At 37.0% G+C, this 14,066-nt stretch carries 10 protein-coding genes; all 10 read left to right on the top strand.

Annotated elements, in window-relative coordinates; all coding sequences use genetic code 11:
* Positions 1-344 precede the first annotated feature (344 nt).
* The gene (gene purD / locus ACPYKA_RS12370) at positions 345-1,598 is read left to right on the top strand and encodes a phosphoribosylamine--glycine ligase (RefSeq protein ID WP_479542569.1); all 1,254 of its coding nucleotides are present in this window, start codon (positions 345-347) and stop codon (positions 1,596-1,598) included.
* Between the two features lie 830 nt (positions 1,599-2,428).
* A complete protein-coding gene (locus tag ACPYKA_RS12365) occupies positions 2,429-4,171 on the top strand; it encodes an adenine deaminase C-terminal domain-containing protein (RefSeq protein WP_479542568.1) in 1,743 nt (580 codons plus the stop codon).
* Between the two features lie 28 nt (positions 4,172-4,199).
* Positions 4,200-5,222 carry a DUF3048 domain-containing protein gene (locus ACPYKA_RS12360; RefSeq protein ID WP_479542567.1) on the top strand — a complete coding sequence of 341 codons (1,023 nt, stop codon included), beginning with the start codon at positions 4,200-4,202 and terminating at the stop codon, positions 5,220-5,222.
* A 13-nt stretch (positions 5,223-5,235) separates the two neighbouring features.
* Positions 5,236-5,529, top strand: a complete 294-nt coding sequence (locus tag ACPYKA_RS12355) for a YerC/YecD family TrpR-related protein (protein WP_336262975.1) — start codon at positions 5,236-5,238, stop codon at positions 5,527-5,529.
* Positions 5,530-5,652: 123 nt separating this feature from the next.
* On the top strand, positions 5,653-6,243 hold the full coding sequence (locus ACPYKA_RS12350) for a TetR/AcrR family transcriptional regulator (RefSeq protein WP_479542566.1): 591 nt from the start codon (positions 5,653-5,655) through the stop codon (positions 6,241-6,243).
* 345 nt (positions 6,244-6,588) lie between these two features.
* A complete protein-coding gene (locus ACPYKA_RS12345; protein WP_479542565.1) occupies positions 6,589-8,055 on the top strand; it encodes an aldehyde dehydrogenase family protein in 1,467 nt (488 codons plus the stop codon).
* A gap of 35 nt (positions 8,056-8,090) precedes the next feature.
* Positions 8,091-9,461: an aminotransferase family protein gene (locus ACPYKA_RS12340; RefSeq protein ID WP_479542564.1), complete on the top strand. Its 1,371-nt coding sequence runs from the start codon at positions 8,091-8,093 to the stop codon at positions 9,459-9,461.
* A 99-nt stretch (positions 9,462-9,560) separates the two neighbouring features.
* Complete coding sequence (locus tag ACPYKA_RS12335; RefSeq protein WP_479542563.1) at positions 9,561-10,937, top strand: APC family permease; 1,377 nt, start codon at positions 9,561-9,563, stop codon at positions 10,935-10,937.
* A gap of 271 nt (positions 10,938-11,208) precedes the next feature.
* Complete coding sequence (pcrB, locus tag ACPYKA_RS12330) at positions 11,209-11,883, top strand: heptaprenylglyceryl phosphate synthase (protein WP_479542570.1); 675 nt, start codon at positions 11,209-11,211, stop codon at positions 11,881-11,883.
* A gap of 15 nt (positions 11,884-11,898) precedes the next feature.
* Positions 11,899-14,066: DNA helicase PcrA (gene pcrA / locus ACPYKA_RS12325; protein WP_479542562.1), on the top strand; the 2,168-nt coding region annotated here is incomplete at its 3' end.

Raw genomic sequence — 14,066 nt, 5'->3', positions numbered from 1 at the left:
CAATGGAATTGCAATGGTCTATACAAAAATGCGCCATTTTAAGCATTAATACTAGTTGAGAGCAGTCAGAAGTGTAAAAGTTTGCACTTTTTGGTGCTGTGTAGAGGAATTTGCTGATTAATTCGGGTGAGCGCCGATATATGCGGGTAAGCGCTGAACTATTTGGAATACCGCTGATATATGGGGGAAAGCGCTGAACTATTTGGAATATCGCTGATATATGGGGGAAAGCGCTGAAATATATGGAATACCGCTGATATATCCGAGCAAGCGCCGATATATTTTGGAGAACGCTGAAACAAATTATTTTTATAAAATATGACAGTCGTAGAAAGGTGTATGGGATGAATATTTTAGTTGTCGGACGTGGGGGACGCGAACATAGTGTCATCATGCATTTAGAAAAAAGTGATCGTGTTGAAAAAATATACGCAGCTCCAGGCAATGGTGGGATCGAGGAGCATGCTACATGTGTTCCTATTGATGAAATGGATATTGCCGGACTTGTTCATTTTGCAAAAGAAAATAAAATTGATTTAACAATTGTCGGTCCGGAGAATCCATTAAACGCTGGAATTGCAGATGCATTTAAAAAGGAAGGACTCGCAATTTTTGCCCCGACAAAGGACGCAGCCATCCTTGAAGGCAGTAAAGATTTTGCGAAACAATTTATGGTGAAACATGGCATTCCAACCGCTAGTTATGAAACATTTACAGATGCGAAAGCTGCAAAACGATATGTAGAAGAACAAGGTGCTCCCATCGTAATTAAAGCAGATGGGTTAGCAGAAGGAAAAGGCGTAATTGTTGCTGAAACGAAAGAAATGGCACTTGATGCGATTGATAAGTTAATGGTCGAAGATGCGTTTAGTGGTGCAGGCAGAAAAATTGTTATCGAAGAGTTTTTAGAAGGACGAGAATTTTCGCTCATCGCTTTTGTTCACGAACATGATGTTTTTCCAATGATTCCTGCCCGCGACCATAAACGAGCTTTTGATAATGATGAAGGGCCAAATACCGGCGGAATGGGTGTATTTGCACCAGTTCCAGATATCACAGATGAGATTGTTGCATATACGACGAGAGAAGTTTTACAAAAGGCGGCTGATGGACTCATGAAGGATGGCCGTCCATTCACAGGAATTTTATATGCCGGTTTAATGCAAACAGATACTGGAACAAAAGTAATTGAGTTTAATACACGTTTTGGGGATCCGGAAACACAAGTTGTCCTCCCATTATTAGAAAATGATTTGGTCCAAGTGATCGTTGATGTCATGGCTGGGAAAGACCCAAAGTTGACTTGGAAAGATGAGGCTTGTGTAGGTGTAGTAGTTGCCTCTAAAGGCTATCCGAACGTGTATGATAAAGGTGTACCTTTACCAGGTTCAGAATCAACGGATCAAACGTTTGTTGTTCAAGCGGGTACCAAAAAGACAGAAAAAGGACTTGTTTCAAATGGTGGACGTGTTCTATTAGTTGGCGGCCTTGGAAAAGATCTCGAGTCTGCACGAAAACATGCATATGAGCGGTTACGTGCATATGACAATACGGATGCGTTTTTTTACCGAACAGATATAGGAGTCGAAAAGATATAAGTTTGGAAGCTCGCAAGGATAAACCTTGTGAGCTTTTTTTGATAGGATAAGATGTTAAACGATTCGTGTTTATGCTGAGTAGTTCCCCTCCCATGCTTAGTGGCTGAAAGAGATGCCGAGTGATTCCCCTCTCATGCGTAGTGGCTAGAAAAGATGCCGAGTGATTCCCCTCTCATGCTTAGTGGCTGAAAGAGATGCTAAGTGATTCCCCTCCCATGCGTAGTGTCTGAAAAAGATGCCGAGTGATTCCCCTCTCATGCTTAGTGGCTGAAAAAGATGCCGAGTGATTCCCCTCCCATGCGTAGTGGCTAAAAAAGATGCCGAGTGATTCCCCTCTCATGCGTAGTGGCTGAAAAAGATGCTAAGTGATTCCCCTCCCATGCGTAGTGGCTAAAAAAGATGCTAAGTGATTCCCCTCCCATGCGTAGTGGCTGAAAAAGATGCTAAGTGATTTACCACCCATGCGTAGTGGCTAAAAAAGATGCTGAGTGATTCCCCTCTCATGCTTAGTGGCTAGAAAAGATGCCAAGTGATTCACTTCCTATGCTGAGTGACAAAAAAGAATGCAGGGCAGAGTGTTCCCCATTGTGAATGGGTTTCGTGTTGCAAAAAAATTTTGAAGATGTACTTTGGAACTAACCTAAATGAATAATTATCTACTTTTACTAGATAAAGTTCTTTTTTTGTTCAAAATTTCACATTGAGATACAATTTTCAAGTATTCTTAACAAAATTTCTATCTAATGTATGATAAAATAGTAAATGTAATCGCAATCAATTATCTATGCGATGCAATAGAGAAAGAGATTATATTATTGGAGAGTTGACTTATGTTAGAACAGGGACAATTTTGGAGAAACAGAGAATTACGAGAGCATGTTGCTGTCGTGGAAAATAAAATCGCACCTACGATTGTATTTACAAATAGCACATATTTGAATGTATATACAAAATCGTGGATTCAAGCAAATATATGGGTCTATAAGGATCGGATCGTATATGTAGGTGATCGTATGCCTATAAAAACGGATGATACTGACATTATCGATTGTACCGGTCAATATTTGGTTCCCGGATACATCGAACCACATGCACACCCATTCCAGTTATACAATCCGGAAGAATTAGCCTTGCACGCTGGAAAATTTGGAACAACTACATTGATTAATGACAATATTAGACTACTTTCTTTATTCGATAAAAAGAAAGCGTTTTCGATTATAGAGAATTTTCACAAATTAGCTGTTTCGATGTTTTGGTGGGGGAGATATGATTCCCAGTCGATGCTAAGAAATAATGAAGAAAAATTTAATACGAATGATATTTTATCGTGGGTATCGAATCCATCTGTAGTACAAGGTGGCGAACTGACATCTTGGCCGCAACTATTGGCAGGAGACGATCGGCTACTTTACTGGATTCAAGAGACAAAACGTTTAAACAAACGTGTTGAAGGTCATTTCCCGGGTGCATCGGTTGATACATTAACTAAATTAAAATTACTTGGAGCAAGTGCTGACCATGAATCTATGACGGGTGAAGAAGTAATTAGACGTCTGCAGTTAGGATATCATGTTGCTCTTCGCTATTCGTCCATTCGCCCTGATTTACCAAATATTTTAGAACAACTACAAACTGAAAAAATAGCAGCTTATGATCAAATGATGTATACTACAGATGGTTCTACACCTTCTTATAATGAACGTGGTTTAATAAATGTTTGTATTGAAATTGCGCTTGAAAAAGGAGTTCCGTTAGAGGACGCTTATCGAATGGCAACGTACAATGTTGCAAAATATTATCAATTAGACGAACTGTTAGGAAGCATCGCACCTGGTAGATTAGCACATATTAATATTTTGTATGAAAAAGATGATCCACATCCGTTAAGCGTACTTGCAAAAGGAAAATGGATCGTAAGAGATGGAGTAGAGATCGAGCAAGACACTCATATTAATTGGGAGAAACATGGAATTAAAAAAGCTGAGTTTCAATGGGAGTTAAATAAAGATGATTTACAATTTTCTATTCCAATTGGATTAAAAATGGAAAATGATGTAATTATGAAGCCGTATGCGGTAGAAATTGATATTACAGCTGATTATTTACCTTCTGGTAGCGATGATGCATTTTTACTTTTGATCGATCGATACGGAAAATGGCGCGTTAACTCTGTTATTCATGGTTTTACAAAAGAACTTGGAGGTTTATGCAGTACTTATTCAACGACAGATGATATTATTATAATTGGAAAAAGAAAATCGGATATGAGCTTAGCATGGAAGAGAATGAAAGAAATTGGCGGTGGCATTGTGCTAGCCCACCAAGGGAAAATTATTTATGAGTTAGCTCTTCCACTTGAGGGAGCAATGTACGATGGAAGCATGGCACAATTAATCGAGAAAGAGAAAGAATGTGTCAAGATATTAAATGAGGCTGGATACACATTTAATGATCCAATTTATACACTGTTATTCCTGTCATCCACGCATTTACCATATATCCGCATTACCCAACAAGGAATTGTTGACGTAATGAAATATGAGGTTATCGTTCCAGCCAATATGCGCTAATGACACAAAATACAAGGGGGAAAGCGCCATGAAAAAAAAGAGGTTACTTATTTTAATCATCGTGATCGCATTAATAGCTGTTGCTTGCTCAAAGAATGATGAAGGGGCTAACGAGAAAGGTTCTTCACCAAAAAACAGTGGAGGAACTTACCCATTTACAGGAATTAAAACGGATGAGGATGTAACGGATCGGGCGATTGCAGTCATGGTTAATAATCATCCACAAGCTAGACCGCAAAGTGGTTTATTAGAAGCGGATATTGTTTTTGAAATGTTAACAGAAGGTGATATTACAAGGTTTTTAGCTGTATATCAGAGTACCGCACCTGAAGTTGTTGGCCCAGTAAGAAGTGCCCGAGAATACTTTTTTACACTTGCTGACCAATATGAGGCAATTTATGTTTATCACGGTGCAGCAAACTTTATTAATGATATGATTAAATCACGAGGAATTGAAAATTTACCAGGCGCAGTCCATGATAATGATGGTAACTTATTCGTTAGAGAGTCTTTTCGAAAAGCACCCCATAATTCCTATTTTCAATTTGGTGCAGCATATGATGTTGCAGAAGAAAAAGGATATGACACAAAAAAGAATTATGAGCCTTTACTGTTTACTGCCGATGACTCCGAGGTAGATGGGGAAGAAGCGAATTCTGTGCAAATAAATTATTCTTCCAATTCTACTGTTGGATTCGAGTATGATGAATCAACTCAAAAATATACCCGGTATAATGATGGAGAACAAACAGTAGATCTAGATACGCAAGAACCCATTCAAGTAGATAATGTATTTATTGTGGAAACAGAGCACAGTGTTATTGATGATGAGCAACGTAGATTTATCGATATTGACTCTGGTGGCTCAGCATATTTACTTCAACGTGGAAAAGTTCAAAAAATTGATTGGGAAAATCAAGATGGTCGGATTGTACCGGTAAAAGATGGACAAGTTGTTCCATTTGTGCCAGGCCAAACTTGGATCAATTTCGTTCCAACAAGCCCAGCGTCAGGCGTTACCGAACAAGTTGAAATAATGAACATGGAGTAAAGGGGGATTTCATTTGCAAATTGATAAGTTAAGAGGAGAGCAATTGGATCAATTATTCGATGCGATCCTTTCTTTAAAAACTCGAGAAGAATGTTATCAATTTTTTGATGATATCGCAACGATGAATGAAATTCAATCTCTGTCACAACGCCTCCAAGTTGCTAAAATGTTAAATGAAGGCAGCACGTATAATGCGATAGAAAAACAGACAAAAGCCTCAACCGCAACGATTTCTCGCGTACGCAGATGTCTGGATTATGGAAGTGGCGGATACGGAACGGTGTTAAAACGGATGGAAAATAAATAAGAGATAACAAGAACCACTTATGTTAAATACTTAAGTGGTTTTTTGTTACGTAAAAAATGCACTTGTCGTAATGTGAACTGTCAAGTATGATGATTAAGTATGATTGTGTAGAGGAGAGTAAATATGTGCTACTTAACCGAAGATAAGATTAGAAATAAAGCATTAACATTATTTGTGGAGAAAGGATATAACGGAACCTCTCTAGCCGACATAGGTAATGAGGTTGGAATCAAGAAGCAATCCATTTATACTCATTTTAAAAATAAGGATGATTTATTTTTACAAGTGATGAACCGCGTATTGGATGAAGAAGTTGATTCATTAAATAATTATTTTAAAGAGAAACAATATGCACCTCTATTTGAAAAATTGTATGGTTTCATCACTTTGTTCAGAAATCGGTATATGTTGGAAGGTGAAGAAAACGTAAAGTTTTTACTTCGAATGATGTTTATTCCACCAAACCATATGCAAAATACCGTCATTAAAAAAGTATTAACATATTACAATTTGTTGGAAAAGCATGTTGAAGCAGTTTTCTTAGAAAATAAAAAAAATTTAGATGTGGAACCATTGGAAGCAAAACTAGCATTTTTAAACTTATTTGATGGTTTACTTGTCGAATTAGTTTATGTGAATGTTGATAGTTTTGAGAAGCGATTGAATGCATCCTGGGACGTTTTCTGCAAAGGTGTTCAAAAGGAAAGTTTTTAAGACTTTATTGTTGGTTTATAAAGATATTAAAGAAAATATTAATATATTATTCATATGCTAATTTATAAAAGTATTAAAAATAAGTATAGAAATCCCCCTTGAAAAACACTGAAGTTCATATATAATAAAATATAGGATTTACGAACGATCGTAAGTTGAAAAATGTTCTGGAACTGCAATCGATATTTATTATTTTTTTATAATAAATTTTCAGAATATACAATTATAATGCGAACGATCGTAAGTAAAAGAGAGGGAGGAAAACTATTTTGTAAAATCTCTAAACAACTGTGTCGTTATAGAAGAATAGTAACAGCATTAAAAATTGTGAAAGAGGGGGATTTTATGACAAAAAATTATAAATTATTTATCGGTGGTAATTGGGTAGATGCAGTATCGGGAGAAACTTTTGAATCGATCAATCCAGCCAATGGATCAGTAAATGGAGTGATTGCTAAAGGAAGTACAGAAGATGTTGATCTAGCTGTAAAAGCTGCACGAAAAGCATTTGAATCAGGCCCTTGGAAAGAGATGGCACCAAGTGATCGGGGACGTTTATTGTATAAAGTAGCTCAGGCGCTTTGGGAGCAAGCAGACAAATTAGCGGAAATTGAATCACGGGATAACGGTGTAACAATAAATGAAAATAAATTCATCGCTATGCCAGCAATGATTGATGTATTGGAATTTTACGCCGGACTTGCCAATAAAGTACAAGGGGAAACATTAGCATCACCAAGTAACCGACTTAATTTTACATTAAAAGAGCCGTTAGGAGTGATCGGCGCGATTGTACCATGGAACTTTCCATTAATGTTGTCCATGTGGAAAATTGCACCAGCATTAGCTGCCGGAAATACGATTGTGATCAAATCATCCGAATTAACTCCGATTAGTATTTTAGAAATGGCAAAGATTTTCCAAGAAGCAGGAATTCCAGATGGAGTTATTAATATTGTATCGGGTTATGGAGCAGATGCCGGTAATGCATTAGCATCGCATCCAGACGTAGATAAAGTCGCTTTTACCGGTTCAACGACAACTGGAAAATTAGTGATGCAAGCAGCAAGTCAAAACTTAAAACCGGTAAGTTTAGAGTTAGGTGGAAAAAACCCGAATATTATTTTTAATGATGCTCATATTGAAAACGCTGTCAATGGGTCGATGCTCGGCATTTATATGGCGCAAGGACAAGTTTGTGCATCAGGTTCGAGATTATATGTTCAAGAAGGCATTTACGATAAATTTATGGACGTATTTACAAATAAAGCAAAGCAAATACGAGTAGGTGATCCACTGGATCCTGCAACACAAATGGGACCACAAGTATCCTTACCACAATTAGAGCGAATCGAGCATTTGGTTGCAGCAGGGCTTGAGGAAGGAGCAAATGTTGTTTTAGGGGGAGAAAGATCCAATGATAAAGGGTTCTTCTATTCTCCAACAATTCTTGAAAATGTAACGACCGAAATGCAGATTGCTAGAGAAGAGATTTTTGGTCCAGTTCTATCCGTTATTCGCTTTAAAGATGAAGATGATGTCATTCAAAAAGCTAACGATACTCTGTATGGATTAACAGCGGGTGTTTGGACGGAAAACATTAAACGCGCTCATAAAATGGTTAGAGGCTTAAAAGCAGGAACTGTCTATGTCAATACAATGAGTATGCTTGATAGTGCTGCACCATTTGGCGGATTCAAACAAAGTGGATTTGGCAGAGAACTAGGAATTGAAGCAATGAATATGTATACGCAAACGAAGCATGTATGGATGGAGATGAGTGAAGATCATTTGGATTGGTATGGTATGTAAACAATCTTTTAAAAAAATAAATGGAGGGATTTTTAATGGCAAAAAATCAAGTAGAACTAAAAACGAAAGAGTTAGCGGAGTTAGATAAAAAGCATTTTTTTCATCCACTTACACCACCGAAATTACAATATGAGCAGGGACCACCTATTATTGCGGAAAAAGGTGAAGGTATTTATATTACCGATGTAAATGGTGACAGATACATTGACGGAATGTCCATGCTTTGGAACGTTAATTTAGGACATGGTCAAACTGAGTTAGCAGAAGCGGCGAAAGAACAAATGTCTAAACTAGCATTTAGCTCAGCATTTAACGGTTATTCACATGAACCAGCTGTTCGTTTAGCTGAAAAAATTGCATCGTTAACTCCAGGAGATTTAAATGTTGTCTTTTTCACATCAGGGGGATCAGAGTCAAACGATACATCCTTTAAACTAGTTAGATCCTACTGGAAATTAAAAGGAAAGCCAGAAAAGAAAAAGATTATTAGTTTAAAACGTGGATATCACGGGGTTACCTTAGGTTCAACAAGTGCGACTGGTATGCCGGAATTCTCAGATTTCGTTGAATCAAAAGCACCTGACTTCCTCCATGCAAAAGCGCATCTTTTAAATTGTGAGTTAGGAGATGAAAATGATCCGGAGTATGAACAAAGTATTAGAGGAGTCATTGAACGCGAAGGAGCAGACACGATAGCTGCTGTGATAATGGAGCCAGTAATGGGTGCTGGAGGAGTAATGATTCCACCAGAAGGTTACTTACAAGCGGTACGCAAGCTTTGTGACGAAAAAGACATCCTAATGATTACCGATGAAGTAATCACTGGATTTGGTCGTACTGGTAAAATGTTCGGTGTCAACAATTGGGGTGTCGTACCAGACGTTATGTCGATTGCAAAAGGGATTACGAGCGGGTATCACCAATTGGGTGGCGTTGTGATGAGAGAAAAAATTAGAGAACCGTTCATCCAATCCAATGATGTGTTCTTCCACGGATTTACGTATAGTGGACATCCAACTGCTTGTGCAGTAGGTCTGAAAGCACTTGAAATCATCGAACGTGATAATCTGTTACAAAATGTAAATGAGATGTCAGAAGAGTTTAGAAGAGGATTAAAAATGTTGGAAGAAAAACATTCCATTGTTACCAATACAAGAAACATTGGATTACTAGGTGCATTTGAGCTTTACGAAGATCCGGAAAATAATAAACCTTTTGCGCCTGAAGTCGGAGCAGCTTTTCAAGTAGTTGAAGAAGCTTTTAAAAATAAATTATTGTTACGCTTTATCGATTGGGAAGGTTCGAATATTGTTGCGATTGCACCTCCTCTCATCGTCAATAAAGAGGAAATGAAAGAAATTTTTGAGATTATTGATGAATCAATTACTGCGTTTATAAATAGCTGAAATTTTAAAAATACAGACAACATGGCTAACTCATTTTGACATATTATCAAGATAGTTAGCCATTTTTTCTACAAAAAAATACTATTGGGAGGTTTATACATGCCAACTGAAAAGGCGATAGTCGGTAGTTCAGTCCTTGGTTTCAGTAAATCTAGCGGTGAATTAAAGAAAGTATTGAAAACAAGGGATTTAGTTATTTTTGGTTTAGTATTTATGGCACCTGTATCAGCGCAAACATTATTTGGTGAGTTATCCGCATTATCACAAGGTCACGCCGTCTTATCTTATTTATTTGCATTAGTCGCCATGTTATTTACAGCGTCAAGTTATGGGGTTATGGCAGGTCATTATCCCAAAGCAGGATCTACTTACAACTATACATCACAAGCTATTCATCCAAATGTTGGATTTGTCGCTGGATGGGCGATACTTTTAGACTATTTAATGATGCCGATTTTACTTACGAAATTAAGTGCTATATTTATGTTGGAATTACTTCCGTTTGTTCCTCTTTGGGCGATGTTGTTAGCTTTTTTAATTCCTATTACATTGTTCAACTATTTTGGAACAAAATTAGCGGCACGAGTAAATTTATTTATGATGATGGCGATGCTGTTCAGTTTAGTTTTATTTATCGGTTTTGCTATAAAAAGTTTGGCATCTGATGGTGGTGTAGGGGCAGTTTTCTCCATGCAAGGACTTATTAATTCAGGCACATTTTCCACCGGTGTCGTAGTATCTGGAGCATCAATCGCTGTTCTATCTTATCTTGGATTCGATGCGGTTACAACGATGGCTGAAGACTCACAAGTAACTGGTAAAATGGTAGGGACTGCTGCGGTTATTTGTTTATTATTTGCATCTGTATTCTATATCGGGCAAGTTTATTTTGCAACTTTGATAATGCCAGATTTTACAGCATTTGGTTCTCAAGATACAGCCTTCTTTGAGATTGCTGTTGCTGTAGGAGGGAGTGCGTTAGCAACAATATGTACACTTATTATTGCTATTTCTGGAATTTCAACAGGATTAGCAGGTCAGTCAGCAGGTTCAAGGATTTTATTTGGAATGGGGCGTGACCAAGTTTTACCAAAGTTTTTCGCACATTTACATGAAAAGTATAAAACACCAAGTAATAGTATTATTATTTTAGCAATACTGGGTTATGCTGGAGCGTTGTTTTTACCTTTAGATTTAATTTTTAGTATTATGGTGTTTGGAGCATTAATTGGTTTTATTTGTGTGAACTTATCTGTCATCATTGAGTTTTTCTTTAGAAAAAAGAAAAGACAAGGAAAGCAGCTGTTCTTATATTTACTGTTTCCTTTACTAGGGATTATAATTTGTGGATTTATTATGATTAACATGGATTTACTCGGATTAGTCGTAGGCTCTTTTTGGGTCATTATTGGGATTGTGTTATTAGTTATTAGGATTAAATACTTTAAGCTCGATGAGGGATTGGATTGGAAATAATATATAAATTTCATTGTAATCGTTAATAGTTAACAGATCAGGATAAACCTGGTCTGTTTTTTTCGTTAGACGGTTGATCAGCGCAATTGTCTTTTTTAATGGGAAATACAAGATTCATCTTGAAACCACATTTTCTAACCCACAGCGACCTATCCAGTATTTTGCAAAAAATTAATAGTAAAAATTCACTCCATTTCACTCTAGTTCACACTATATTTTTGCTATAATATATGAATGGAGAATCGAAGTGGAGGATTATGCCTTGAATTATATGATAGATGAGTGGAAACATGTATTTAAATTAGATCCTGCTAAAGATATTTCTGATGATCATTTGGAACAAGTATGTGATTCAGGAACAGATGCAATCATTATTGGTGGAACGGATAATATAACTTTTGATAATGTGTTAGATTTAATGTCACGTGTTCGCATGTACGCGGTGCCTTGTATTTTAGAAATTTCATCGATGGAAGCTATTTCGCCTGGTTTCGATTATTATTTTATTCCGATGGTGTTAAATAGTACGGAAAAAGAATGGGTTATTGACATTCAACATAAAGCTATTAAAGAATATAAAGAGATGATGAACTGGGACGAAATTCTGATGGAAGGTTATTGTATTTTAAATCCTGACGCAAAAGCGTATAAAAAAACAAACTGTACATTGCCAGATGATGAAGATGTTATCAGTTATGCATATATGGCGGAACATATTTTTCATTTACCGATTTTTTATTTAGAATATAGCGGTACTTACGGCGATCCTAAATTAGTAGAAAAAGTGAAAAATGAATTGCAAGATACAACGTTATTTTACGGAGGTGGCATCCAAAACGCTGAACAGGCAATAGAAATGAAGCAATTTGCTGATGTCATCGTCGTTGGAAATAGTATTTATGATAATTTTAAAGAAGCATTGAAAACAGTAAAAGCAGTAAAATAAGAGGGGCTGTACAAAATGAGCGTGATCGAATTTTTAAGCAGTTTAAATAAAGAGCAACAAGAAGCTGTTAAACATACGGAAGGACCACTACTCATTATGGCGGGTGCTGGTAGTGGGAAAACACGAGTCCTTACTCACCGTATTGCTTATTTAATGGATGAGAAAGGAGTATCATCAAGAAACATTTTAGCGATTACTTTTACGAATAAAGCAGCTCGTGAAATGAAAGAACGTGTAGAAAAATTAGTTGGACCGGAAAGTGAAGCGATGTGGGTATCCACATTTCACTCGATGTGTGTTCGAATTTTGCGTCGTGACATAGAACGTATTGGTTATAGCCGAAATTTTACAATCATCGATAGTAGTGACCAGCAAACAGTGATGAAACAGGTTTTAAAAAATTTAAATATTGATCCTAAGCAGTATGATCCAAGAGCGATGATTAATCAAATTAGTAATGCAAAAAACGAACTCATTACACCAGAGCAGGCCTTGGAGAACGCGGGTAATGTTTTTGAAAGACAAGTTGCCGAGATTTATGAGGCATATCAAAAAATGCTTAGGAAAAATCAAGCACTCGATTTTGATGATTTAATTATGGAAACCATCCATTTATTTAAACGAGTTCCAGAAGTGCTTACGTATTATCAGCGCCGTTTTCAATATATTCATGTTGATGAGTATCAAGATACGAACCATGCTCAATACTATTTAGTAAAACAACTGGCAAACCGTTTTCAAAACCTTTGCGTCGTTGGAGATTCGGATCAATCGATTTACCGATGGAGGGGCGCTAATATCGCCAATATTTTATCGTTTGAGAAAGATTATCCAAGTGCAAGAACAATTTATTTAGAGCAAAACTACCGTTCAACGAAGTCGATTTTAGATGCGGCAAACCATGTGATCAATCATAATAAAGGCAGAAAACCAAAGAAATTGTGGACGGATAATGAAGAGGGAAATAAAATTACTTATTTCCAAGCAGCTACGGAACGAGAAGAAGCACTATTTATAACGGAAACAATCCAAGAACTATTGGAAGAAGGATCTTACACACCGAATGATATAGCTGTTCTTTACCGGACAAATGCGCAGTCGCGTGCAATTGAGGATACGCTAATGAAGGCGAATATGACGTATCAAATTGTTGGGGGACTACGATTTTATGACCGGAAAGAAATTAAAGACATTATTGCCTATTTACGATTAATTACGAATCCAGATGATGATATAAGTTTCGAGCGGATTGTAAATGTTCCAAAAAGAGGAATTGGAGCGACATCATTGGAACGACTTCGTTCTTATGCAGTTGCAAATGATATTTCGTTTTTCCAAGCGACTAAAGAAATCGAAAACACTGGTGTGCCACCACGGGCAGCTCAGGCACTGGTAAACTTTCGGACGCAAATGGAAACATTAATTAGACAACAAGAATTTCTACCTGCAACAGATATGGTTGAAATGGTGCTAGAACAAACGAATTATGAAGAAATGTTAAAAAATGAAAAGTCGATCGAAGCAGAGAGTCGCCTTGAAAACATCGCTGAATTTATGACGGTAACGAAAGATTTTGAAAAAACGAGTGAAGAAGATACGACATTAGTTACTTTTTTAACGGATTTAGCGTTAATCGCTGATATTGATTCAATGGATGATACGGCGGCTGATCAAAATGAGAAAATTACATTAATGACACTCCATTCAGCAAAAGGGTTGGAATTTCCGGTTGTATTTTTAATTGGGATGGAAGAAAATATTTTTCCACATAGTAGATCGATGATGGATAAAGAAGAAATGGAAGAAGAACGCCGTTTAGCATATGTAGGGATTACAAGAGCAGAAAAAGAATTATACCTAACCCATGCGAATATGCGGACCCTTTATGGTCGAACGAATTTTAATCCAATCAGTAGATTTATTACAGAAATTCCGGAAGATTTAATTGACGGAATGGTAGAGAAAAAACGCCAGATCCGTGATCCTTTCTTAGATAATCAAGCAGTAAATTCGATAGGAACAAATAGACCTGTTAAAAAACAACCGCCTCGTAAAAAGGCTGAAAGAATATCGTCAACTGGTGCGGAGAATAAGGAATGGAAAGCTGGAGATAAGGCGCACCATAATAAGTGGGGAGTTGGAACAGTCGTAAACGTACAAGGAACAGGCGATTCAACGGAATT

It is taken from the genome of Pseudogracilibacillus amylolyticus (SeqCode), from assembly GCF_051918545.1.
In the GTDB taxonomy this organism is placed as follows: Bacteria; Bacillota; Bacilli; order Bacillales; family Amphibacillaceae; genus Pseudogracilibacillus.
Note: the sequence above shows the minus strand (reverse complement) of the source record. Positions and strands in the feature narration are given on the sequence as shown.